Here is a 24,385-nt window from a genome sequence, read left to right as displayed (position 1 = left end):
TGTTAATTCTTTGTTAAGTTGATAATGTTCTAATTAAATTGGAATAATCCTCTTTAATATCATTGCTTTCTTCTTTCAATTCCGCAATTTTTCGGCATGCATGTAATACAGTTGTATGATCCCTACCGCCGAAACCATCTCCAATTTCTGGAAGGCTTTTATTTGTCAACTCTTTTGCTAACGCCATAGCGACCTGTCTTGGTCTTGCTACTGAACGAGAGCGACGTTTTGATAATAAATCAGAAACTTTAATTTTATAATATTCAGCGACGGTTTTTTGAATATTTTCAATAGTAATCAATTTTTCTTGCAAGGCAAGTAAATCTTTCAAAGCATCTTTCACAAAATCAATAGTGATAGATTTACCAGTAAAATTGGCATTGGCAATCACTCGATTCAATGCTCCTTCTAATTCACGCACATTGGAACGTAAGCGTTTAGCAATGAAAAATGCTACTTCTTCAGGTAGTTTTATATTATTTTCTTCTGCTTTTTTCATTAGAATTGCAACTCGAGTTTCCAGCTCCGGTGGCTCGATAGCAATGGTTAAACCCCAACCAAATCTTGATTTTAAACGATCTTCAACACCATCAATTTCTTTTGGATAGCGATCAGAGGTTAAGATAATTTGTTGATTACCTTCTAATAACGAGTTAAAAGTATGAAAAAATTCTTCTTGAGATCGTTCTTTATTAGCAAAAAATTGGATATCATCAATAAGTAGTGCATCAACTGAACGATAATAATTTTTGAATTCTTCAATAGCATTATTTTGTAGTGCTTTTACCATGTCTTGCACAAAACGTTCTGAGTGCATATAAACCACTTTGGCATTGGCTTTACCAGCCATAATCCCATTACCAACTGCATGTAATAAATGGGTTTTACCTAAACCGGTTGAACCATATAAAAATAACGGGTTATAAGCTTTCCCTGGATTTTCCGCTACTTGTTTTGCAGCTGCTACAGCTAGTTGGTTAGATTTACCTTCAACAAAACTATTAAACGTATGTTTATGATTAATCCCTGAATAGTAAGTATGGTTACTATTGCTTTCTTTGGTGGTTTTCCACGCAGGAACAACACCAGATTTAGATTGATTAACTTCAGATTTTTTTTCTACTGATAGAGTGGAGCCGACTTCAAGGTATAATTTTAACGAATTATTACCTAAAAGAGTATTTAATAACTGTGAAATAGTGGTTAAATATTTATTTTTCACCCAATCTAATACAAATCTATTAGGTGCATAAATATAAAGTTTATTCTCAACCATTTCTGCTTGCAACGGCCGAATCCAGAGGTTGAATTCAGTTGCAGGAAGAGTTTCTTGTAGTTGAGAAAGACAATCTTGCCAAATCGCAGTAGGCACGGCTACTCCTTTAACTAGGATACTAACAATATTTTGATAATTATAATCTTTTTTGTGGATAATTTATAGCTTAAAAGCAAGATATAATTTATTAATTAACAAAATATATAAATAAAAAAACCCAGCCTAAGCTGGGTTTCAAGAGATATTATTAATCAACAATTATTATTTTGTTTGATCAATTACTTGAACTTCTTGAACGTTACGTGCTTTAACTTCAATTTCAACACGACGATCTGGTGCTAAACATGCTTTTAAGTTAGCACCACGAAGTGCATTACATTTAGTACCAGTAACTGGTTGTGATTTACCCATACCACGTGAAGTGATAATTTCAGCTGGTACACCTTTTTCTACTAAGTAGTTTAATACAGTTTGAGCACGACGTTCTGATAATTTTTGGTTGTAGTTATCAGAACCGATACGGTCAGTATGACCAATTACTACGATAGCACTTTGAGATGGGTTAATTTTAATAAGTGTTGCTAATAAGTTATCAAGTGCTTGGCGACCTTCTGCTTTTAAGTCAGCTTTTGCATAAGAAAATAACACATCTTCATTTAAAACATAACGGTTTACTTCAGTTTTAATTTCAACTGGAGCGGCAACCGCTGGTGAACCTAAACGGTAAGTGATACCTAAGCTCACAGTACCTGCGTCTGGAGATGCATCAGTTTTAGTATGAATATGTTGAACATATTGATATTCTAAACGAGTTGAGAAGTTTTCAGCAAAACGATAATCAAGACCTAAAGCATAAACAGGTGATAAATCAGTTTTTGTACCGTTATCAAGTTTATGTTCATCTCTAACATTACCACCATTTTTCCATTTAGCGATAGTTACCATTCCACCAGCACGACCATAGATATCTAAATCATCAGAAATGAATGATAATGGGTAGCTTAATTTACCTGTTAAAGAAACGCCTTGAACAGAAATTTTGCTATTACCAGGATTGCTATTATCAGCATGATTAGTTCTTTTATATTTTGCAGAACCTAACCAATCATAACCTAATTCAAATGCTAAATAAGGATTTGCTTGGAAGCCAAGGAAAGCACCACCAGTAATATTACTACGATTAGAAGTTTTGATACCTACATCGTCAGATGTACGAACTTTATTTGCATCTAGTTTATAAAGTTCTGACCAGCCTAATTTAGCACCGGTATAAAAAGTGGTGTCTTCATATGCTGCATTAGCGGCAGTAGCGGTTAAACTTGCAACTGCAATTGCTAGAGCTAGAGTAGTTTTTTTCATTTTTTGCCTCAACTTATTTGTTGTTATAGACGTTGTTTAATTTAATTTTATTGTTTAAATTTACTTCGTTAGAAAAGATATTAATAACATTACAAATAATTATGTAACACATAATCTAATATTAATTATAGCACAGATAATACCCAAAGCTAGATAGAATAATTTTACATGGTAAAAATGAAATAGCTTTAATTCCATTAACTAATTTTATTAATTGTAATATATAAATCATTTATAGAGTTAGATAACGTATTGGCCATAATGCAAAAATCAGCTTCAAGCCGCTTGTCAAATTCATCAGAACCAATATCTTCATTTTCGTCCATTATAATAGAATCAAATTTTACTTTTTTCAATGTTAAGTCTGGATTGATAATAAAATTGATGCCTCGTTCATCAATGATTTTAAGTTTTGTCACCCATTTACCGGAATCTAAGTGAACTAACATTTCGTCACTAGTAATATCTTGATTTTTGCAGTTAATAATTCCATTACCTTCCAGTGGATCTTTTAACTCAGCTTCATCACCTAATATAAAAGGAGGGAAATTTAACTTTTCTTTAACCCAAGTGGTCATTATCTTTTCAAGTGGTTTATCGATTGATAATGGGGTTAATGCTAACGAACCAAGTTCTTTACGTAAAATTGCTAAAATATCTTCAGCTAGTTTAAAACTACTACAGTCAATAATAATTCTTTTATTTTCAGTATCGATCCATAACCAATAATGGTTATATTTACTAAATGCTCTAGGCATTAAATCGATCATCACTTCATCTTTTAATGTTGCTTTTTCATTTTTACTAAGTTTTCGACTTAATGCTTTCTCTTGTTGGTCAATTTTATCATTTAGTGCTTGTTTGATTACTGGCGCGGGTAATATTTTAGTTTCCTTTTTTATCCGTAAAAGGAAATGCCCTTGCATATCAATAATAAAATCATCTAAATTATTATCATTATAAGGCGATACCCATCCCATCTTAGTGGTATCTAAATTGCCGCACGGCGAAAATGAAGCCGATTTAAGCGCTTGTTCAATAGTTTGTTTATCAAGTAAATTGTCATTATTAAGTTGGTAAATAATTGCGTTTTTAAACCAAAGCATAGTGTAATATTTCCAAAAATTTGCTTTATGACGTTTATTTTATCATAACGATTTATAATATTATTGTTCTTATTAATAAGGTTTGATAAGAAATTCTTTAAAATTTATAAGATACACCCATATAAATAGATGTTACCGTACTATCATCAACCATTGGGCTATCGGCTGCATCACCTGTTAGTTTATCAATATGGACTCCACCAAAGGTTGCAATATTATCTGTAAATGAATATTGGACAGCAATTTCAAAGTAAGGCGTAAAAGAACTATCAGCATTGAAATAACCTAAGCCTGAACGTACAGATTCTTTATGAGAGATTCCATAATAATAGTCATTATGTTTACGATTTGCCCAATTTATACCGATAGTTGGTGCAATAATCAAATTATCTTTAATATAAGGTGCGGTATAGTCGGCATTAATTAATATACTATTACTATTATCAAGGACATCAGCACCAATACTACTAGAAAAAACTCCCCAATTGGTATTAAGTGAATATTCAATCTCAGCTAATAAGGTGGAGTGACGACTAGCAAGCTGTTTTAGTTTATGATTATCAGAATCGTGAGGTTTAAATTCATTAGCTAAATAGCGCGCGCCAAAGGATAGACTTTGATTATCATCATTGAGTGCATAAACTCCAGCAGAGAGATTATCAATAAAAAATGAACCATCATCATAATCAATATGTGGTATAGGATAATAGTTTGAACTATAACTTTTATATGGTGAAGTTGACCAGCCTAAACCGATTCCCAATGAAGTAGGTTCTGCTGATACAATTGCCGTATATCCTAAAGAGCACATTGATAATAGCGAAATTATACAGCTTATTCTTTTCATTTTAATACCTATTCATAGTGATATGGTTTACGACAACTATTGTGATTAAGTTATCTCAGGCCTGTCCGTCACAAAATCTATACAGTAATTGTACATTGTTACAATCTCTTTTCTCCGATAATAATGCCACATTTTGTCATATTTGAATATGGATTAGTGAGATAAATTATGAGTAAACCAACAATAGAAATGATTAATAGCCGCCCTGATGATGCAGTATTATTAGCTGATGAAGCAAAATATTGTTCATTTGGTGATACCGTGCATTACGTTGAACCGCCAAAGATTTTTGATGGCTGTGAAGGTAGCTACATGTATGATAAAGAAGGTAAAGCCTTTCTTGATTTACAAATGTGGTACTCAGCTTGTAACTTTGGTTATGCCAATGAGCGTTTAAATAATGTACTTAAAAAACAAATTGATACTTTACCACAATGTGCAAGTCAGTATCTTCATCCAACTAAAATTGAATTAGCAAAAACTATTGCTCAAGGTATGGAAAAACGATTTGGTTACCAAGGCCGTGTGCATTTTAATGTTGGTGGTTCACAATGTATTGAAGATTCATTAAAAGTAGTTCGTAATGCGACTGGTGGTAAATCTTTAATGTTTGCTTTCCAAGGTGGCTACCATGGTCGTACTCTTGGTGCATCATCAATTACTTCTAGTTATCGTTATCGTCGTCGTTATGGTCATTTTGGTGATCGTGCTATGTTTGTTCCTTTCCCATATCCATTCCGTCGTCCTAAAGGAATGACCTCAGAAGAGTATGGTGAACATTTAGTTGCTGAATTTGCTCGTTTATTTGAAACAGAATATCACGGTGTTTGGGATCCAAAAGTAGGTCAAGCTGAATATGCTGCTTTCTACGCTGAGCCTTTACAAGCGACAGGTGGTTATATTGTTCCTCCTCGTAACTACTTTAAAGGTTTGAAAAAAGTTTTAGATCAATATGGTATTTTATTAGTCGTGGATGAAATTCAAATGGGCTTTTATCGTACTGGTAAACTATGGTCAATCGAACACTTTGATGTCAAACCAGATGTAGTGGTATTTGCCAAAGCATTAACTAATGGTTTAAATCCATTAGGTGGGTTATGGGCTCGAGAAGAGTTAATTAATCCTGAAGTATTCCCAGTTGGTTCAACACATTCAACTTTTGCTTCAAATCCATTAGGTACAGCGGTTGGTTTAGAAGTATTAAAAATGACTTCCGAAACCGATTATGAAAAAATGGTGATGGAAAGTGGAGCATACTTCCTTGAAGGATTAAAAACACTTGAGAAGAAACACAAAGAAATTGGTGAAGTCGATGGTTTAGGTCTTGCGTTACGCGCTGAAATTTGTACCGATGACGGTTTTACAGCTAATAAAGCCTTAGTTGATAAAATGGTTGATATTGGTATGTCAGGTGATCTTGACTGGAAAGGTAATAAAATGGGCTTAGTGCTTGATATTGGTGGTTATTATAAAAATGTTATCACTTTTGCTCCTTCATTACATATTACTCGTCAAGAAATTGACCAAGGTATTGAACTACTCGATCAATTAATTACCCGAGCTAAAAAAGAACTTTAAGTCTTAAAGCAAAATAATCCCGCTAATCTGCATTAGCGGGACTCTAGTTATACCCGATCCTTTATAGAAAGTTATGCGATATATCAACCAACTAGAACCAAATGAATTAATCAATAATTTTATTTCTCATCCGCCACAAGAATTTACGAGCTGGATGAGTGAAGATGGTGTACCCGCTTTTTCAGCTAAGTTTGATTTGCTTACAACTGCCGATGATGATTTTAAACATAAAGTTCATAAATTGCCCTTTTATCGGAAATGGCGACATTGGTTACAACCAAAAACATGTTTTGTCGGAACGACAGTTTCAGAATACAGCTTGTTAACTGATAACGTGAATGCACAGCAATTAGCTGAAAATGTTAAAACGGCATATGCAAAGAAATATCCTTTTATTATTGTGAAAGATTTACCTTCTGATTCGCCTTTACTTAGTAAGCAGGATAATCAATATTCTAAACAGGTTATTGGTTCATTAAAAGATAACGGTTTTATTGAAGTTGAAGGACAAGCTTTAGCCTGGGTTCCAATCGATTTTGAATCGATAAATGACTTTTTGGCAAAATTATCATATAGCCGTCGTAAGAATTTAAGAAGAAAGCTGAAATCTCGTGAAAAGTTGGAGATTAATATCTTACAAACTGGTGATGACTGTTTTTTTGATGATGCCAATCTTGATTTATATTATCAGCTTTATCTTAATGTATATTCACAAAGTGAAATACATTTTGATTTATTAACCAAACCATTTTTTGTCCAATTACTGCAAAGTAAAGCATCAAATGGTCGTGTTTTCACTTATCATTATAATGGCGAATTAATAGGTTATAACATCTGTTTTGTAGTGAATAATGTTTTAATTGATAAATATATCGGTATGGTTTATCCACAGGCACGGGAGTTGAATCTCTATTTTGTTAGCTGGTTTGTTAATCTTGAATATGCGTTACAACAGAAGCTAAGTAGTTATGTCGCAGGTTGGACAGATCCCGAAGTTAAAGCTTCGTTAGGTGCTAGTTTTACTTTAACCAAACATTTAGTTTATATTCGAAATCCTTTATTAAGAGCAATTTTACGTAAATTAATAGGCCATTTTGAAACTGATAAGGAGAAAGTAGCATGACATTGCCAGTTATCCTTAATTTTGATCAAAGCGTAGGTGAAATTAATAACGCTAAAACGATTGATTTTACGCAGTGGCAAGATGTCATTCGCTTTGGTTGTAATGAAAAAAATTTCCAAAAATTTAAAATACAATTACAACAAACATTACCAGAAAACTATGGCACAGTGTTGATGGGGAGTGGTGATTATCATCATATTTCGTTATTACTAATTGAACAGCTCGCTAAGCAATATTCAGCAGATAATCCAATTGAAGTGATTATTTTTGATAATCATCCAGACAATATGCGTTATCTATTTGGTGTTCACTGTGGCTCATGGGTAAGCTATGTAGCAAGTTTACCGTTCGTAAGTCATGTGCATGTGTTAGGAATAACTTCTAATGATATTGGATTATGGCATTTTTGGGAAAATAGGTGGTCACCGCTATTTCATAAAAAATTGACTTATTGGAGCTTAGATGTCAATGTTTCTTGGGCGAAAAGAATTGGTTTGAATCATGCTTTTCGTCATTTTGATTCGCCTGATGATTTGATTACCCAATTTTTATCTGAGCAATATCGTAATGCAAAACCAATTTATTTATCGATAGATAAAGATGTATTAAGTGAAGATGTTATTCATACTAATTGGGATCAAGGAAAACTTCAAACCTATCACTTGTTGGATACTATTTCCTCAATTAAACCACGAATTATTGGAAGTGATATCACTGGTGAGTTATCAATCTGGCAACCAAAAAGCTGGTTTAAACGATTGCTTAGTTCATTAGATAAACAACCAGAAATATCATTAGAAAACTTAAATAGTTGGCAACAAGAACAGCATCAGCTCAATTTAACATTATTAAATGCTTTAAAAGCCTAGTATTGTTAACCTATTATTCTTTAATAAAATATAGCTAGGCTTGATTTTTGATTTAGATTTGGTTAATAACTATTATGAGTGTTTCTATTGGTTAATTTACTTTCCGCCAATGCTAGAAACATAATTCCTGAAACAATCAATATTGTTCCGATTAATTTAAATAGTGTTATCGGTTCATTAAATAGCCAAACTGATGCAATCATTACTGTGACAACTTCGAAATGAGACGCTGCAAAAGCGGGTCCTACAGGTGCCTTTTTTAATAAAGTCATCCAAGTAAAGAAAGTAAAAATATAACCTGCAATTGATACGTAGATCCAATGTCCAGAAAATACCCTAACAATCCATTCAAAGCTCATCGCAAGCGGTTGGGCATGCTCAGCCGCTAATTTGAAGCTGCACTGGGCAATAGTATCAAACATTAATAATACGGTAAAACCAATCAAATAGAACTTAGCCATATTAAGACATCCCCACAAAAATTACACCGGCAGTTATTAATAACATACCAATAATGCGATAAAGGGTAAGTAATTCTTTGAAAAGAATTCGACCAACTAACATAATAGTAATAATATTAAATGAGGCGAGTAACACGCCTTGAGAAAGTGGCACTAAGGTCAAAAAGGCTAGCCACAATAAAAATTCGGCCATGTAAGATGCTATTCCTACCCAAATCCAATGATTTTTAGCCAAATCCAACCAATAGTACCAACCATCTCGATTGGTCGGTGATATTGCTGCATATTTAAAGGCTACTTGCCCTAACGTATCAAAACAGATATTACTGACCCAAAGAAAAATAACTAAGGATGACATGATGCTTGATTTCCTTCTACAAGATTATTAAAAAATGAAGCACATTCTTTAATTACTTCTCGGCGTTGGCTATCAATGGTAATTAAATGGTAACTATCATTTAATACAATTAATTGTTTTGGGCCTGATACGCGTTTTTCAACTAATTTTGCATTTGTTTCAATATTGGCAATGTCATCATTACCTGAATGCATGATTAAGCACGGCGAGGTAACTTTAGGTAACTCCTGACGCATATGTTTAGCTAATAACTGCATTTCTGCTAAAGCTGGGAAAGGGTTACCAGCCAGTCCAGCAGAGGCGGCATCACCACTTAACATACTTTCTGACACAACTGCCCGAATCCGCTCATCCTTCAGACCATAAGGTGGTTTTTCAATAAAAGATACTTTTTGAAAAATACCAAGTTTTTTGAAATAGACTAATAAAAAGAACAATTTTTTAGCCCAAAATGGCATACTCCAGCCATCATAATAAAATGTAGGTGCTAAAACACCAACACCTTTAACTTGATTTGGACGATCGGCAGCTAATTTTAAAGCTAATAATGCGCCCATAGATAGACCAGCGACAAACAGATTATCAACATGTTGAGCTAAATAATCAGCGCCATCTTGAACACTTTTATACCAATCTTGCCAAGTTGTTTTGCAAAGATCTGCTTCTGTACCACAGTGACCCGCTAGCTGTATTGCATACACAGTAAATCCAGCTTTATGTAAACCATTGGCTAAAATACGCATTTCGTTTGGTGTACCAGTTAAACCGTGAATTAATAGCACACCATTTTTATTACCAGGTAAAAAATAAGATAAATCTTCAATTGTACTCATTATTATTCCTTTATTTTACCACCATCACTGGAATTAGTGTTTGTAGCATCTGTTTTAACGTTTCGGTTACATCAGCAAAACTCTCAATAGCACTATGCTTAATATTGTTTTTTTCACAGTAATTTATCAATTTATCTTTGGCGAAAACGAGATCAACATGATGAGAAACGCAAAAATCGGAAGTGCCATCACCAACATATAGAATTTGAGGAAAATGTTGCTGCTGTTTAACATGATTGCATTTGCAGTTACCGCTTTGTTTGATGCAATCCTTATTGGCAAACGGGAATTCAAGACGCCAGCTTCGTTGATTATCATGCATCAATTTATTGGCATAAATAGGCAGATGCTCAATACCATGGTGTTTTAACACAAACTGAATAGCATAATCTAAGCCGTCACTAACTACATGAACTGGAATATGATTTTTTTTTGTGTAATCAATAAATGCTTTAAAATTATCATCAATTTCAATTTTTGCTAATGCTTGATTGATTTCATCTAAGCTAGCATCCATTAGTGCAATCTGTTTACTCATACATTCTTGAGAGCCGATTTTGCCACTAACCCATAATTCCTCAAGTTCATCACAACCATCTTGACCAAATTGACTAAGTAAAGTATCAGTAACATCTTTAACACTAATTGTGCCATCAAAATCACATAAAATAATAGGGTTTTGGTGGTGAGTATAAGATGGCTGAAAAAGATGATTAGTAATTGATGAAAAAGTATTCATAGTTAACGTAAAAATTGCTTAGTTATAGATATTGGCGCCAATTCTCTCATATAGAGGTCGTAAACTTTGTAGGCTCTTTGTATATCTTTTGTAACGAGGCTTCATTTACCTGTATAATAAGGTATTTTGAAGTACACATTATACGGTAAAGAGAACCGAAAATGAGTGAACGTATATTAATCATCGAAGATGATGAAAGATTAGCTAATTTAATCCAAGTTTATTTAATCCGTCAAGGGTATATGGTTGATTGGCATAATAGTGGTGCAGGTGCCGAGGAAAAAATACAACAGATCAACCCAGATCTAGTTATTTTAGATGTCATGCTGCCAGAAAAATCTGGATTTGATATATGTCGAGATATACGTTCGTGGTTTACAAACTATATTTTGATTATGACCGCGAGTGAAGACAATATTGATGAAATTGTTGGTTTAGAATTAGGTGCAGACGATTATTTAGCTAAACCTGTAGAACCGCGGTTATTACTTGCTCGTATTCGTGCATTGTTGCGACGAAAACAGATCGAAACCGATAAAGAAAGCTATAAGGAGCTAGTAGCTACGTTTAATAATAATACACTGGTCTTTGATAATTTAGTGATTGATAGTGAAAATCGAAAGGTCTTATTAGATGGGCAAGATATCGATTTGACTACGGCAGAATTTGATTTACTTTGGTTATTAGCAAATAACGCTGGTAAAATTTTATCGCGAGACGATATATTTTCCCAAGTAAGAGGTATTGATTTTGACGGTAGCGATCGATCAATTGATGCTCGCATTTCTCGATTGCGACGCAAATTATTAGATGATCCCGATAATTCATCGCGGATTAAAACAGTGCGAGGAAAAGGCTATTTGTTTATGCGTGAAGGGGAAAACCATTGAAACAATTATTAGCTAAACCGCTATTTTTCAATCGCCGCATAGTCTTTTACCTTGTTATTTTGCTTTCGTTACAATGTATTATTGCTTATGGTGCATTATTGGTATTTGACTCATTACCTTCGTCATTAACTGATATGCCCGATGATCATCTTGTTTTTCGTGAATCACAACGCGGAACTGTCAACTTAATTCGTAAACACATAGATGAAAATAAGCAACGTCCATTGCAAGATGTAGTTAATGAATTACAGCCTTCTTTTGGTTATCCAATAAAAGTTTTACCACAACAGACTATTTTGTCTCATTCAGTTAAAAAAGAGTTAGAAAAACTTGGTTTTGCTTATGATGGTGATGACGAGGTTGTCTATATTGATTTAAAGGATGGACATTTATTGCAATTAGGTCCGATTTTAATGCGAGATATATTAGAATCAAATACCATGTCGTTGGGTGTATTTCTTATTATTTGGGCCTTGTTTAGTGCCATAGTCTTTTTTATTTTAATCTATTTTGCTTTCAGTGCAGTTTGGAAAGATCTGGTTAATATCCGTCAAACCGCAGAGCAATTGGGACAAGGAAATTTAAAAGCGCGTACTGAAAATGTAAAAGGTTGGTTATTTAAACCGTTAGCTAATGTACTTAATAACATGGGGACTCACATAGAACATTTAGTTAGTACCAATCAAACGATTTCACATGCGATGGCTCATGAACTACGCACGCCACTTGCACGGATGCGATTTGAGTTAAGTATGCTTGAAGAGTCCAGCGATGAGCATGAAAAAGCATTACTGCAAAAAGGAATGAGCGATGATATTAATGAACTTGAAACGCTGATAAATGCCAGTTTGAATTATTTCAAAATGCAGCAGAGTAATATCGAATTAAATCTTACTAATGTATCGTTGAAAGAATGGGGCGAAAAAGTTTGTCAATCATTAGCACTATTTAAACCAAAAGGGTTTGAATTAATTTGTAATAGCCAAAATGTCGAAGCTAAAATTGATACTAATTTGGCTGAAACCATTGTCAAAAATTTACTACTCAATGCGTTTAAATATGCTGCACATAAAGCGGTGTTGAATATCACAAAACAGGATCATCGAGTGATTTTAGAGATTGATGATGATGGGACTGGTATTCCTTTTGATGCTCGTGAAAAAATTTTTATGCCTTTTGCTCGACTTGATACTAGCCGCACACGTTCAACCGGCGGATATGGGTTAGGCCTTGCTTATGTAAAATTAATGGCTGAATTTCATGACGGTAAAGCATTTGTGGTGACTAGTCCATTAGGGGGTGCTAGATTTGTGGTTTCGATAAAATCAGGTGAAGAATAATCAAGCTAGATTTAATAAAATTTAATCAAAAATTATTAAGAAAGATATAGATTTAAATAACAATATTTTTTCAGATAACTTAAAACTCTCGTTTTTAACGTTTCGAAAAAACAAAAAATTTGCTATATTCTTTGATCAAATGATAAAAGTGAAAAATCTCATTTCTAAATTGGTCATGAGTAAACATATATAATTAGAGGTTTTTTATGAGCGGTGTATTACCGACAGAGAACGAAACTCGTCCAACTAACTTTATACGTCAAATTATTGATGCAGATCTTGCGGCAGGAAAATATAAAACAACCCATACTCGTTTTCCGCCTGAGCCTAATGGTTATCTACATATTGGTCATGCAAAATCTATCTGTTTAAATTTCGGGATTGCGCAAGATTATCAGGGTAAATGTAATTTACGCTTTGATGATACCAATCCTGCCAAAGAAGATATTGAATACGTTGAATCTATAAAAGAAGATGTTCGTTGGTTAGGATTCCAATGGGATGGTGAAATCTGTTACTCATCTGACTATTTTGACCGTTTATATGAATATGCAATTGAACTGATTAATAAAGGTCTTGCTTATGTTGATGAGTTGTCTGCTGATGAAATCCGCGAATATCGTGGAACATTAACACAAGCAGGTAAAAATAGCCCTTATCGTGATCGAAGCATTGAAGAAAACCTAGCATTATTTATCCAAATGAAGGAAGGTAAATTTGCTGAAGGTAAAGCCTGCTTAAGAGCAAAAATTGATATGGCATCACCATTTATTGTTATGCGTGATCCCGTGTTATATCGTATAAAATTTGCTGAGCACCACCAAACTGGCAATAAATGGTGTATTTACCCAATGTATGATTTTACACATTGTATCTCGGATGCCATTGAAAATATAACTCATTCACTTTGTACGCTTGAGTTTCAAGATAATCGTCGTTTGTACGATTGGGTTTTAGATAATATTACTATTGAAGCAAGACCACATCAGTATGAGTTTTCAAGACTAAATCTTGAATATGCTATTACTTCTAAACGAAAATTAACCCAGTTAGTTTCTGAACAAATTGTTGACGGTTGGAATGACCCTCGGATGCCTACCGTATCGGGTTTGCGTCGCCGTGGTTATACACCGGCATCAATTCGTGAATTTTGTCGTCGAATTGGTGTAACTAAACAAGAAAATACGGTTGAAATGAGTACACTTGAGTTCTGTATTCGTGAAGATCTCAATGAAAATGCGCCACGAGCAATGGCGGTACTTGATCCTGTTAAAGTTGTCATTGAAAACTTTTCGGAAACAATTGATGAAGTACTTAGCATGCCAAATCACCCTAATCGCCCAGAATTAGGTCATCGAGAAGTGACATTCACGCGTGAAATTTATATTGATCGAGCTGATTTTAGGGAAGAAGCAAATAAAAATTATAAGCGTTTAGTATTAGGTAAAGAAGTTCGTTTGCGTAATGCTTATGTGATACGAGCAGAACGTGTTGAAAAAGATGCGGACGGTAATATTCAAACTATTTATTGTAGTTATGATCCTGCTACATTAAATAAAAATCCTGAAGATGGACGTAAAGTTAAAGGAGTTATTCACTGGGTGTCAGCTAAATTTGCAAAGCCAGCTGAAATTCGTCTTTATGATCGGCTATTTAATACTCCAAATCCAGGTAGTGCAGAGGATTTTTTATCAACTATCAATCCAAATTCATTAATTATTAAACATGGGTTTGTTGAGCCTAGTTTGCAAAAAGCTGAAGCAGAACACGCTTATCAATTTGAACGTGAAGGTTATTTTTGTCTTGATAGTAAATATGCCACTGAAGATAATTTAGTATTTAATCGAACAGTGGGATTAAGAGACAGTTGGAACGAAGCTTAATCATAATCAATACGCCAACTTTGGTTGGCGTATTAATCCACTCTACTTAATATTTTTATTGATATCATCGTCAGAAGCTTAGTTTGGCTTACTTTTGCAGTATGAATATAATCCTCAATAATAATGATTACTAACAGATTGTAATTAAAAATTTTCTTAATTTAATAATAAACATTAAAGATTTATTTTAAAAAATTGTAGTGTTTTAAATAATCATAAAAAGCCGAATTGAACATTAAAAAACCCCTTTCCTCAAAATTCTTTAATTACATTATATTATGATTTTTAAGATAGCCTCTTTGTTCAGTTTATTTTATAATGTTGTTCTATTTTTTTCCTATTTTGGCTTAAAAAGAGTACTCTTAGCATGAAAATTTTAGCTGGTTCTTCTGCTCTATCTGCATTTCGTATTAATAAAATTTTATCCTCTTGTCGTGAACAATCTATCCCTATAACAAATATTGAAGCCCAATACATTCACTTTATTGATTTAAGTGATGAATTAACCGTTCAACAACAATTAACCTTAGATAAATTGTTACAATATGGCCCTAAAAGTGCGCAAATAAATGTCGAAGATAAAGCCAGTAAAATACTCTTTTTAGTTACTCCACGCGAAGGTACTATTTCGCCATGGTCATCTAAAGCTACTGATATTGCACATAATTGTGGATTATCACAAATCCATCGAATAGAACGAGGTATTGCTTATTATGTGCAAGCTAGTTCTCCGTTAACTGATTTTCAAAAAAATGCTTTTCTGGGTTTGATACATGACCGAATGATGGAGACCGTTTTAAGCAGTTTCGAGCAAGCAGAACAATTATTTAGGGCTGATCAACCCAAACCAGTAACAACTATTGATTTGTTAGGACAAGGTCGTCAAGCATTAGAGGAAGCTAATCTAAAATTAGGTTTGGCTTTAGCACCAGATGAAATTGACTATTTAGTTGAGAATTTTCAGAAATTAAACCGTAATCCGACTGACATTGAGCTTTATATGTTTGGTCAAGCAAACTCTGAACATTGTCGTCATAAAATATTTAATGCTGATTGGATTATTGATGGTGTTAAACAACCAAAATCATTATTTAAAATGATCAAAAATACTTTTGAACATACGCCAGATTATGTGTCATCCGCTTATAAGGATAATGCCGCTGTTATGGATGGTTCGAAAGTTGGACGATTCTTTGCTGAATATGATAGTCGAAGCTATGATTATCATCAGGAATATGCTGATATTTTAATGAAGGTGGAAACCCATAATCACCCAACAGCAATATCACCATGGCCGGGTGCGGCAACGGGTAGTGGTGGTGAGATTCGAGATGAGGGCGCAACAGGAAAAGGCGCCAAACCAAAAGCAGGATTAGTTGGTTTTTCTGTTTCGAACTTACGAATTCCCAATTTTGAACAACCTTGGGAACAAGATTTTGGTAAACCAGATCGAATTGTCAGTGCGTTTGACATAATGATGGATGGGCCTTTAGGTGGTGCGGCATTTAATAATGAATTTGGTCGTCCAGCTTTACTTGGTTATTTTCGTACTTATGAAGAGAAAGTAAATAGCTATAATGGTGATGAAGTCAGAGGTTACCACAAACCGATTATGTTAGCAGGTGGTATGGGCAATATTCGTCGTGAACATATTCAAAAAGGCGAATTTCCTATCGGCTCCAAATTAATTGTATTAGGTGGGCCTGCCATGAATATTGGTCTAGGAGGTGGTGCTGCTTCATCTATGACATCAGGACAATCAGATGCTGATCTTGATTTTGCTTCAGTTCAACGTGATAACCCAGAAATGGAACGTCGTTGCCAAGAAGTGATAGATCGTTGCTGGCAACTTGGTGATAAAAACCCAATTTTATTTATTCATGATGTTGGTGCTGGTGGTTTGTCCAATGCGATGCCTGAACTAGTTAGTGATGGTGGTTGTGGCGGTCAGTTTGAATTGCGCAAAATACTAAGTGACGAACCAGGTATGTCACCGTTAGAAATTTGGTGTAATGAATCACAAGAGCGCTATGTACTAGCTATTCACCCAGAAAGCTTAGAATTGTTTGATGAACTTTGTAAGCGTGAACGTACACCTTATGCAGTAATTGGTGAAGCTACAATTAATAAAGTAGTCGTGTTACATGATGAACATTTTAATAATAATCCAATAGATTTACCGTTAGACGTGCTGTTGGGTAAAACGCCAAAAATGTTGCGAGATGTTAAATCTAGCCAAGCACAAGGCGATCATTTTTCAACATCCGATATCAATTTATATGATGCGGTGAAACGAGTATTACATTTGCCCGTTGTGGCGGAAAAAACTTTCTTAATTACCATTGGTGATCGTTCGGTAACAGGTATGGTTGCTCGTGATCAGATGGTTGGACCTTGGCAAGTACCGGTTGCCGATTGCGCGGTGACAACAGCAAGTTTAGACAGTTATTACGGTGAAGCCATGTCAATGGGGGAACGAGCTCCTGTTGCTCTGCTTAATTTTGCTGCATCAGCTAGATTAGCGGTTGGTGAAGCAATTACCAATATTGCTGCGACAAATATTGGCGACATTAAACGTATTAAGCTTTCAGCTAACTGGATGGCTGCAGCTGGTCATCCAGGTGAAGATGCTGGTCTTTATCAAGCTGTTAAAGCCATTGGTGAAGAGTTATGTCCTGCTTTAGGATTAGCTATTCCGGTTGGTAAAGACTCTATGTCAATGAAAACGACATGGCAACAAGATGGTGAGCAAAAAACGGTAACTTCACCGTTATCATTGGTGATTTCCGCATTTGCTCGAGTTGAAGATGTGCGTAAAACAATAACCCCACAACTTTGTACAGATGAGGATAATCTATTACTATTTATTGATTTATCTAAAGGTCATCAAGCATTAGGGGCAACAGCATTAGCACAAGTTTATCGTCATCTAGGACAAAGAACAGCTGATGTTCATGATGCTAAAGAATTAGCCGCTTTTTATCAGGCCATCCAAAGTTTAGTTGCGCAAAATACCTTACTTGCTTACCATGACCGTTCTGATGGAGGTTTATTGGTAACCTTAGCAGAAATGGCATTTGCAGGACATTGTGGTATAGATATTGATATTAATTCACTTGGTAGTGATATCATTGCCTCACTATTTAATGAAGAACTCGGCGCGGTTATTCAAATTCGTAATAGTGATTTAGAAAAAGTCATGACATGCTTTAAGCAGTTTGGGTTATCTCAGTCGATTCATACATTAGGAACAGCTAAAACAGGACAGCAATTTATTATTCGTAATAATAGCGCCGTGGTGTATAGCGAATCGCGATTGACATTAAGAACATGGTGGGCAGAAACCACTTGGCAAATGCAACGCTTACGTGATAACCCACAATGTGCAGATCAGGAACACCAAGCTAAGCAAAATGGTGATGATCCAGGCTTAAATGTTCATCTTACTTTTGATATTGAGCAAGATATTGCTGCACCTTACATAGTCAAAGGCGTGAAGCCTAAAGTTGCAGTTTTACGTGAACAAGGTGTCAATTCACATGTTGAAATGGCCGCAGCATTTGCTCGAGCGGGTTTTGAGTCAATTGATGTTCATATGACGGATTTATTATCAGGTCAAGTGACTTTGAATCAATTTAATACTTTAGTTGCTTGTGGCGGTTTTTCTTATGGCGATGTATTAGGGGCCGGTGAAGGTTGGGCTAAGTCTATTTTATTTAATGAACAAGTTCGTCATGAGTTTGAGCAATTCTTCCAACGCAATGATACTTTATCGTTAGGTGTTTGTAATGGCTGCCAGATGATGTCGAATTTAAAAGAACTGATACCTGGTGCTGAGTTATGGCCTCGTTTTGTTCGTAATGTATCGGAACGTTTTGAGGCTAGATTTAGTCTAGTTCAAATTCAGTCTAGCCCTTCATTACTCTTTACTGATATGGCTGGATCGCATATGCCGATTGCTGTTTCACATGGTGAAGGTCAAGTTGAAACCTATGATTTAGCGCATTTAACTGATTTAGAAAACTCAGGTCTGATTGCCGCACGTTATATTAACCACTTTGGTCAAGTGACAGAAGAGTATCCTGCTAATCCAAATGGCTCGCCAAACGGTATTACTGCGGTGACATCTAGTGATGGGCGAGCAACAATCATGATGCCGCATCCTGAACGAGTATTTAGAACCGTAACCAATTCGTGGCATCCTAATAATTGGGGAGAAGATAGCCCGTGGATGCGAATTTTCCGTAATGCACGTAAACAACTTGGTTAAAAAAAATTAGCCGACCAATGGTCGGCTAATTTACTTATTGTAATAGAAAATAGTCTAAATTTAGATAGTCTGCTTTTGTCGACTAAGTAATGGTTTAGCTAAATCATTATCCATTCTTCGCAATAATTGCTCAGTCGTTTCAAAGTTAATACAAGCATCAGTAACGGATACACCATATTTGAAATTTTCTTTTGGTTGTTCAGATGATTGATTACCTTCAAATAAATTACTCTCTATCATTACTCCAATAATTGAGTTATTGCCTTGCTTAATTTGCTCAATAATCGAGTCTGCAACGATAGGTTGATTGCGGTAATCTTTATTGGAATTGGCATGACTACAATCTATCATTAAGTTAGGGACTAATTTAGCCTTATCCATTTGCTGTTCACATAAAGCAACATTTTCAGCATCATAATTAGGTGTTTTTCCGCCTCTTAGAATCACGTGACCATGCGGATTACCTAAAGTTTGTAATACTGTAACTTGCCCTTTTTGATTAATACCAACAAATCGATGTGCCATTGAAGCTGATTTCATTGCATTAATAGCTACGTCTAAACTACCATCTGTGCCATTTTTGAAACCAACAGGCATTGATAGTCCAGAAGCCATTTCTCGATGAGTTTGTGATTCAGTTGTTCTCGCTCCAATAGCTGACCAGCTGATTAAATCACCAATATATTGCGGTGTGTTTGGATCTAATGCTTCTGTTGCAATTGGTAATCCAATCTTAGTGATATCAAGTAACAATTTACGTGCTTTTTTTAAGCCATGTTCAATATCAAACGAGCTATCCATATGAGGGTCATTAATCATACCTTTCCAACCAACAGTAGTTCTTGGTTTTTCAAAATAAACTCGCATAACAATAAATAAGTTATCTTTTACTTCATCAGAAAGTTTTTTTAATTTATGTGCATATTCAATAGCTGCATCAGGGTCATGAATAGAACAAGGACCACAAACTATAAGTAATCGGTGATCTCGACGTTCTAAAATATCAACAATGATTTGTCGGGATGAAGCAATTTGATTTTCTAATTCAGATGACAATGGATAAAGGTTTTTTATTTCTTCGGGTGTGATTAACATATGCTCATCTCTGATTCGAACATTATTTAGTGTGTCTTTTAACATTTGATTTTCCTTGTTAAAATCATTCATATTTTTATATGTAAAATATTAATTACATAAACAAGCAATATGTAAACACAAAATTACGGAATAGTAAATCAAAAATTAACTTATTGTTAGATTAATTGATGTTCTGTAAAGTAATGTTTACGGTTGTTTATAATTTAACTTCAGTGAATGTAAATAAATATGTACGGATGCGGTGAGAGAATTCTATGCATCCGTATATTGAATATGGTAGGTTATATGAAAAAAATGAGAATTTAAATAGATGTGATTGCTTCTAAAATCAATTGTTTATCAACAACATCAATGACTTCAACTGCACCTATTTTAGTTGGTAAGACCAATCTAATTTGTCCTGACAGAACTTTTTTATCTCGTAGCATATGTGGAATATAGGATTCAATTGTCATTTGTTCCGGTCTTTTAACTGGTAGTTTAGCTTTAATTAATAGATTTTTTATTCGTTCAATATCTTTATCTGTCAACTTCCCAAGCAATTTAGCTGTTTGTGCCGCCATTAACATTCCAACACTAACTGCTTCACCATGTAACCAATTACCATAGCCGAGTTCCGCTTCAATAGCGTGACCATAAGTATGACCAAGATTCAAAATAGCGCGCATGTCTTGTTCTGTTTCATCGGCAGCAACAACTTGTGCTTTTAGTTTACAGCAGTGATAAATACAATAACTTAAGGCATTTACATCTAAATTAAGTAGATCATTAATATGCGTTTCTAACCAATTAAAAAACTCAGAATCCATAATGATGCCATATTTTATTACTTCGGCTAAACCTGCTGAAAGCTCTCGTGGTGGTAGAGTTTTAAGACAATTAATATCAATAACAACTGCTTGTGGTTGATAAAATGCACCAATCATATTTTTACCAAGAGGATGATTAATGGCTGTTTTTCCTCCAACGGATGAATCTACTTGTGATAATAACGTTGTTGGTACTTGTATAAATTTAATTCCTCGTTGATAAGCAGAAGCGGCAAAACCAGCGACATCGCCAATAACACCGCCACCAAGTGCGATAAGGATGCTACTTCGAGTATGATTGTTGGCAAGTAGAGCGGTTAGAATTTGATTCCATGTTTCCATGGTTTTATATTGTTCACCATCAGGGACTATAACAAAATCTGTTTTTATCCCATGAGCCTCAAGCATGTCAATCAAATGTTGTAGATAAAGCGGAGCAATCGTGTCATTCGTGGCAATAAGTACTCGCTGGCCGCTGTGTAGTTTGAAATGTTCGAATTGACTAAGTAAGTTTTCACCAATAGTAATAGGATAACTGCGATTTTCTAATGCTACATTTAAGATCTTTTGCATAATTATTTCCCAACAAGTTTATGCCAATTTAATATTGCATGTTAACGATAAAAAAGTGGCAGCGCAACTTAGAATCATTTAAACTTACTGCCAATTTTTATCTGTAATGTTGAATTTATATGTCCTTATCTTTCGTATTAGCACAAAAAAACTGGCGTGTAGGTGATATTGAAGGTAATACACAGCGAATCATTGAATTGATGCAAAGCCATTCATCTCATGATCTTATTATTTTCTCTGAACTTGCAATTTGTGGTTATCCTCCAGAAGATCTAATTTATCGTGATGACTTTAAAAATCGTTGCCAACAAGCGATATCGGCCATCAAACAAGCTAGTCGACAATGTGGAGTAATTGTCGGTCATCCTCATTGGCAAGATGGTTTGGTTTATAACTCATTGTCACTATTTTTCGATGGACAACAATTAGCGTGTTATCACAAACAGCAATTACCTAATTATGATGTATTTGATGAAAAACGCTATTTTGCTGCTGGTGAGCAAACTTGTGTGGTTGATTTTAAAGGTAAAAAAGTTGGCTTATTAATCTGTGAAGATCTTTGGCAATGTGAACCTATTGATCGAATTGCAGCAAACAGTGCCGACTTGGTTATTTCGATTAATGCTTCACCGTATGTCTATGAAAAACCGAAGTATCGTCAAGAACTTATTAAACAACATGCAGTAAGAACCGGATTACCAATTGTTTATTTGAATCAAATTGGTGGTCAAGATGAGCTTGTTTTTGATGGTAACTCGTTTGTCTGTAATGAGAAGGGTGATATCGTCCATCGATTAAATTCGTTTGAAGAGCAAATTTCTGTTTTTCAGCTCAATGATAATCATAAACCAATACCTAACCTTAATGGCGATCCATTATCGGCTGTTTATGATGCGTTAGTACTTGCAACACGTGATTATATTATTAAAAATGGTTTCCAAGGTGCGGTATTAGGGTTATCTGGTGGTATTGATTCAGCGTTAACTTTAGCTATTGCCGTTGATGCGTTAGGTAAAGATAAAGTACAGGCTGTTATGATGCCATTTCGCTATACGGCTGATATTAGTATCGCTGATGCAAAGGAAGAGGCAGAAATATTGGGAGTTGAGTTTGATATTATTTCAATTGAACCGATGTTTGATGCATTCATGACCTCTTTAACACCGATGTTTTTAGGTACGGCAAAAGATACCACCGAAGAAAACTTACAAGCACGTTGTCGCGGTGTTATTTTAATGGCGTTGTCAAATAAACGTCGTAGACTCGTATTAACTACAGGTAATAAAAGTGAAATGTCTGTCGGATATGCAACACTTTATGGCGATATGGCGGGTGGTTTTGATGTACTTAAAGATGTACCTAAAACTATGGTATTTGCATTGTCTAAATATCGAAATAGCCGCTCTTATGTTATTCCAGAACGTGTAATTACTCGTCCGCCATCAGCTGAGCTTGCTCCAGATCAAAAAGATGAAGACAGCTTACCACCATATGATATTTTAGATGGAATATTAAAGGGTTATGTTGAACAGGATTTTTCGATTGAACAACTAGTTGCACAAGGTTATGATGAAATAACAATAAGACGTGTTATTAAATTAGTTGATATTAACGAATATAAAAGAAGACAATCAGCAGTAGGCCCGAAAATTACTGCTCGTAACTTTGGCAAAGGCAGACGCTATCCAATTTCTTCTGCTTTTGGATTTAAGAATTGGTAATCTCGAATTAAGGGTAAAGAGATATGAAAAAAATTGAAGCAATCATCAAACCTTTTAAATTAGATGATATTCGAGAAGCACTTGCTGATCAAGGCATTACAGGTATGACTGTGACAGAAGTGAAAGGTTTTGGTCGTCAAAAAGGACATACTGAACTTTATCGTGGTGCAGAGTATATGGTTGATTTTTTACCAAAGGTAAAAATAGAACTTGTTGTACCTGATGATATTTTAGAAATATGTATTGAAACTATTATGAAAACAGCGCAAACAGGTAAAATTGGGGATGGTAAAATATTCGTTTATAACGTTGAGCAAGTGATCCGTATTCGCACTGGCGAGATGGATGAGTCGGCTATTTAATTATCATATCAGCATAAATATCAGGGCGTTCTTGCTTAAGTAGATTATTAGTAACAATGCCTTGAATTGAACAAATTAAAAGATGCATGTTCTCGCCTTTTTCAAGTAATAATAGCTTTTCAGTTGTGTTAGGTGCGGGAATTGTTTTTACGCCAACGACAGAGCCGGTATTTTTATGCCAAACTTGAATATCGTCATTAATACTTCTGATTTTGGGATTAGCAATATATAGCAGGTTTTCTTCCATATTTTTCCATTCTAAAAAATCTAAGCTATCGCGGATTTGGTTGATATCATTTTCAATAATGAAACCCCAAAAATAATATTTTCCCATTTTTTTTAAATCCATAGCGCTATCATAGTAACCTATAAGCTTAAGATTTTTATATGTGATTGGACTTTTAAAATAAACGAAGTTTTTTGTTGTATCACCACGGTTTTCAACAGGAATATAGGCTTGATTCTGATTAAAAGTTTCAACGTTAGTGTGATTTTTTAGCTCATCTTTGTGTTCATATACATGTTTAAAAAAGTCAGGATTACAAGATGTCAACGCTTCAATCAGTGCTAATTTATCGGCTGATGCAGTGGATGTAAAAAACATAAACAGTAATATAAGAACGTTCTTAAACATGTTGATTTATCTTGATAAGAATATCTACCATTAAATTAACTATTATTGATTGTATAATTATTACAACATAATAACAATGTAAAAACCGCTTTTCTTTTTTAAAGAAATATTAAGATTTGTACTAAGTTTGAGCAATTGCAAATAACCGCAATTTTTTAGAACAAAAAAATATAATTAATCAAGCATAAATATTATTAATGTTCATTTATGGAAGACAGATCCCATATTTATCAATTTATCTTAAATAGTCATTTAA

At 34.5% G+C, this 24,385-nt stretch carries 20 protein-coding genes; 9 read left to right on the top strand and 11 right to left on the bottom strand.

The genetic code is table 11. The annotated features are described in order from the left end of the window. Positions 1-13: 13 nt before the first annotated feature. From dnaA to B6D18_RS00085, 4 genes are all read right to left on the bottom strand, one after another. Positions 14-1,372 (bottom strand): chromosomal replication initiator protein DnaA, encoded by a 1,359-nt coding sequence (dnaA, locus tag B6D18_RS00100; RefSeq protein WP_086362608.1) that lies wholly within the window; start codon positions 1,370-1,372, stop codon positions 14-16. Positions 1,373-1,537: 165 nt separating this feature from the next. Continuing rightward, positions 1,538-2,635 (bottom strand): porin OmpA, encoded by a 1,098-nt coding sequence (gene ompA / locus B6D18_RS00095; protein WP_086362607.1) that lies wholly within the window; start codon positions 2,633-2,635, stop codon positions 1,538-1,540. A gap of 197 nt (positions 2,636-2,832) precedes the next feature. After that, positions 2,833-3,741 (bottom strand): recombination-associated protein RdgC, encoded by a 909-nt coding sequence (locus B6D18_RS00090; protein WP_086362606.1) that lies wholly within the window; start codon positions 3,739-3,741, stop codon positions 2,833-2,835. Between the two features lie 97 nt (positions 3,742-3,838). Beyond that, a complete protein-coding gene (locus tag B6D18_RS00085; protein ID WP_086362605.1) occupies positions 3,839-4,588 on the bottom strand; it encodes a MipA/OmpV family protein in 750 nt (249 codons plus the stop codon). 168 nt (positions 4,589-4,756) lie between these two features. Between B6D18_RS00085 and B6D18_RS00080 the strand changes: the two genes are divergently transcribed. The 3 genes from B6D18_RS00080 (at position 4,757) to B6D18_RS00070 (ending at position 8,158) form a co-directional block, all read left to right on the top strand. After that, positions 4,757-6,166, top strand: coding sequence for an aspartate aminotransferase family protein (locus B6D18_RS00080; protein WP_086362604.1), 1,410 nt, complete (start codon positions 4,757-4,759; stop codon positions 6,164-6,166). A gap of 73 nt (positions 6,167-6,239) precedes the next feature. Continuing rightward, on the top strand, positions 6,240-7,289 hold the full coding sequence (locus B6D18_RS00075; protein WP_086362603.1) for a GNAT family N-acetyltransferase: 1,050 nt from the start codon (positions 6,240-6,242) through the stop codon (positions 7,287-7,289). After that, positions 7,286-8,158, top strand: coding sequence for an arginase family protein (locus tag B6D18_RS00070; protein WP_086362602.1), 873 nt, complete (start codon positions 7,286-7,288; stop codon positions 8,156-8,158). Before B6D18_RS00075 ends, B6D18_RS00070 begins: the two co-directional genes overlap by 4 nt. Before the next feature lie 62 nt (positions 8,159-8,220). Here B6D18_RS00070 and B6D18_RS00065 read toward each other — a convergent pair whose 3' ends face one another. The 4 genes from B6D18_RS00065 to B6D18_RS00050 are packed head-to-tail and all read right to left on the bottom strand — an operon-like array spanning position 8,221 to position 10,549. Further along, complete coding sequence (locus B6D18_RS00065; RefSeq protein ID WP_086362601.1) at positions 8,221-8,619, bottom strand: multidrug efflux SMR transporter; 399 nt, start codon at positions 8,617-8,619, stop codon at positions 8,221-8,223. Position 8,620: 1 nt separating this feature from the next. Continuing rightward, positions 8,621-8,977, bottom strand: a complete 357-nt coding sequence (locus B6D18_RS00060) for an EamA family transporter (RefSeq protein ID WP_086362600.1) — start codon at positions 8,975-8,977, stop codon at positions 8,621-8,623. Beyond that, positions 8,965-9,810 carry a carboxylesterase gene (locus B6D18_RS00055; RefSeq protein WP_086362599.1) on the bottom strand — a complete coding sequence of 282 codons (846 nt, stop codon included), beginning with the start codon at positions 9,808-9,810 and terminating at the stop codon, positions 8,965-8,967. The genes B6D18_RS00060 and B6D18_RS00055 overlap by 13 nt, the downstream gene beginning before the upstream one ends. Before the next feature lie 10 nt (positions 9,811-9,820). After that, on the bottom strand, positions 9,821-10,549 hold the full coding sequence (locus tag B6D18_RS00050) for an MtnX-like HAD-IB family phosphatase (protein ID WP_086362598.1): 729 nt from the start codon (positions 10,547-10,549) through the stop codon (positions 9,821-9,823). A 161-nt stretch (positions 10,550-10,710) separates the two neighbouring features. Between B6D18_RS00050 and B6D18_RS00045 the strand changes: the two genes are divergently transcribed. From B6D18_RS00045 to purL, 4 genes are all read left to right on the top strand, one after another. Next, a complete protein-coding gene (locus B6D18_RS00045) occupies positions 10,711-11,439 on the top strand; it encodes a response regulator transcription factor (RefSeq protein WP_086362597.1) in 729 nt (242 codons plus the stop codon). Then, positions 11,436-12,779, top strand: coding sequence for an ATP-binding protein (locus B6D18_RS00040; protein ID WP_086362596.1), 1,344 nt, complete (start codon positions 11,436-11,438; stop codon positions 12,777-12,779). Before B6D18_RS00045 ends, B6D18_RS00040 begins: the two co-directional genes overlap by 4 nt. A gap of 206 nt (positions 12,780-12,985) precedes the next feature. Continuing rightward, complete coding sequence (glnS, locus tag B6D18_RS00035; RefSeq protein ID WP_086362595.1) at positions 12,986-14,662, top strand: glutamine--tRNA ligase; 1,677 nt, start codon at positions 12,986-12,988, stop codon at positions 14,660-14,662. A gap of 367 nt (positions 14,663-15,029) precedes the next feature. Then, positions 15,030-18,932, top strand: coding sequence for a phosphoribosylformylglycinamidine synthase (gene purL, locus B6D18_RS00030; protein ID WP_086362594.1), 3,903 nt, complete (start codon positions 15,030-15,032; stop codon positions 18,930-18,932). A gap of 60 nt (positions 18,933-18,992) precedes the next feature. Here the strand turns inward: purL and B6D18_RS00025 are convergent, their stop codons facing one another. Together B6D18_RS00025 and aroB are read right to left on the bottom strand one after the other, a co-directional pair. Continuing rightward, positions 18,993-20,072: a 3-deoxy-7-phosphoheptulonate synthase gene (locus B6D18_RS00025; RefSeq protein WP_086362593.1), complete on the bottom strand. Its 1,080-nt coding sequence runs from the start codon at positions 20,070-20,072 to the stop codon at positions 18,993-18,995. A 260-nt stretch (positions 20,073-20,332) separates the two neighbouring features. Then, positions 20,333-21,412 carry a 3-dehydroquinate synthase gene (gene aroB, locus B6D18_RS00020; RefSeq protein ID WP_086362592.1) on the bottom strand — a complete coding sequence of 360 codons (1,080 nt, stop codon included), beginning with the start codon at positions 21,410-21,412 and terminating at the stop codon, positions 20,333-20,335. A 113-nt stretch (positions 21,413-21,525) separates the two neighbouring features. Here aroB and B6D18_RS00015 point away from each other — a divergent pair, with 113 nt between their 5' ends. Both B6D18_RS00015 and glnB read left to right on the top strand, forming a co-directional pair. Beyond that, positions 21,526-23,133: an NAD+ synthase gene (locus tag B6D18_RS00015; protein ID WP_086362591.1), complete on the top strand. Its 1,608-nt coding sequence runs from the start codon at positions 21,526-21,528 to the stop codon at positions 23,131-23,133. 23 nt (positions 23,134-23,156) lie between these two features. Next, entirely contained in the window at positions 23,157-23,495 is a 339-nt protein-coding gene (gene glnB / locus B6D18_RS00010) for a nitrogen regulatory protein P-II (protein ID WP_086362590.1), read from the top strand. On the opposite strand, the gene B6D18_RS00005 is transcribed toward glnB, so the two are convergent. Next, entirely contained in the window at positions 23,488-24,129 is a 642-nt protein-coding gene (locus tag B6D18_RS00005) for a hypothetical protein (protein WP_144063932.1), read from the bottom strand. The genes glnB and B6D18_RS00005 overlap by 8 nt on opposite strands. Positions 24,130-24,385 lie beyond the last annotated feature (256 nt).

The sequence above is a fragment of the Gilliamella sp. A7 genome (assembly GCF_002142015.1).
GTDB classification, from domain to species: Bacteria; Pseudomonadota; Gammaproteobacteria; order Enterobacterales; family Orbaceae; genus Gilliamella; species Gilliamella apis_A.
This window is presented reverse-complemented; position numbering and strand designations above follow the sequence as displayed.

What these genes read in the sequence shown, in the direction of transcription:
- ompA (WP_086362607.1), bottom strand. Translation starts at nt 2,635, where the DNA reads ATGAAAAAAACTACTCTAGCTCTAGCAATTGCAGTTGCAAGTTTAACC.
- B6D18_RS00090 (WP_086362606.1), bottom strand. Translation starts at nt 3,741, where the DNA reads ATGCTTTGGTTTAAAAACGCAATTATTTACCAACTTAATAATGACAAT.
- B6D18_RS00085 (WP_086362605.1), bottom strand. Translation starts at nt 4,588, where the DNA reads ATGAAAAGAATAAGCTGTATAATTTCGCTATTATCAATGTGCTCTTTA.
- B6D18_RS00080 (WP_086362604.1), top strand. Translation starts at nt 4,757, where the DNA reads ATGAGTAAACCAACAATAGAAATGATTAATAGCCGCCCTGATGATGCA.
- B6D18_RS00075 (WP_086362603.1), top strand. Translation starts at nt 6,240, where the DNA reads ATGCGATATATCAACCAACTAGAACCAAATGAATTAATCAATAATTTT.
- B6D18_RS00070 (WP_086362602.1), top strand. Translation starts at nt 7,286, where the DNA reads ATGACATTGCCAGTTATCCTTAATTTTGATCAAAGCGTAGGTGAAATT.
- B6D18_RS00065 (WP_086362601.1), bottom strand. Translation starts at nt 8,619, where the DNA reads ATGGCTAAGTTCTATTTGATTGGTTTTACCGTATTATTAATGTTTGAT.
- B6D18_RS00060 (WP_086362600.1), bottom strand. Translation starts at nt 8,977, where the DNA reads ATGTCATCCTTAGTTATTTTTCTTTGGGTCAGTAATATCTGTTTTGAT.
- B6D18_RS00055 (WP_086362599.1), bottom strand. Translation starts at nt 9,810, where the DNA reads ATGAGTACAATTGAAGATTTATCTTATTTTTTACCTGGTAATAAAAAT.
- B6D18_RS00050 (WP_086362598.1), bottom strand. Translation starts at nt 10,549, where the DNA reads ATGAATACTTTTTCATCAATTACTAATCATCTTTTTCAGCCATCTTAT.
- B6D18_RS00045 (WP_086362597.1), top strand. Translation starts at nt 10,711, where the DNA reads ATGAGTGAACGTATATTAATCATCGAAGATGATGAAAGATTAGCTAAT.
- glnS (WP_086362595.1), top strand. Translation starts at nt 12,986, where the DNA reads ATGAGCGGTGTATTACCGACAGAGAACGAAACTCGTCCAACTAACTTT.
- purL (WP_086362594.1), top strand. Translation starts at nt 15,030, where the DNA reads ATGAAAATTTTAGCTGGTTCTTCTGCTCTATCTGCATTTCGTATTAAT.
- B6D18_RS00025 (WP_086362593.1), bottom strand. Translation starts at nt 20,072, where the DNA reads ATGTTAAAAGACACACTAAATAATGTTCGAATCAGAGATGAGCATATG.
- aroB (WP_086362592.1), bottom strand. Translation starts at nt 21,412, where the DNA reads ATGCAAAAGATCTTAAATGTAGCATTAGAAAATCGCAGTTATCCTATT.
- glnB (WP_086362590.1), top strand. Translation starts at nt 23,157, where the DNA reads ATGAAAAAAATTGAAGCAATCATCAAACCTTTTAAATTAGATGATATT.
- B6D18_RS00005 (WP_144063932.1), bottom strand. Translation starts at nt 24,129, where the DNA reads ATGTTTAAGAACGTTCTTATATTACTGTTTATGTTTTTTACATCCACT.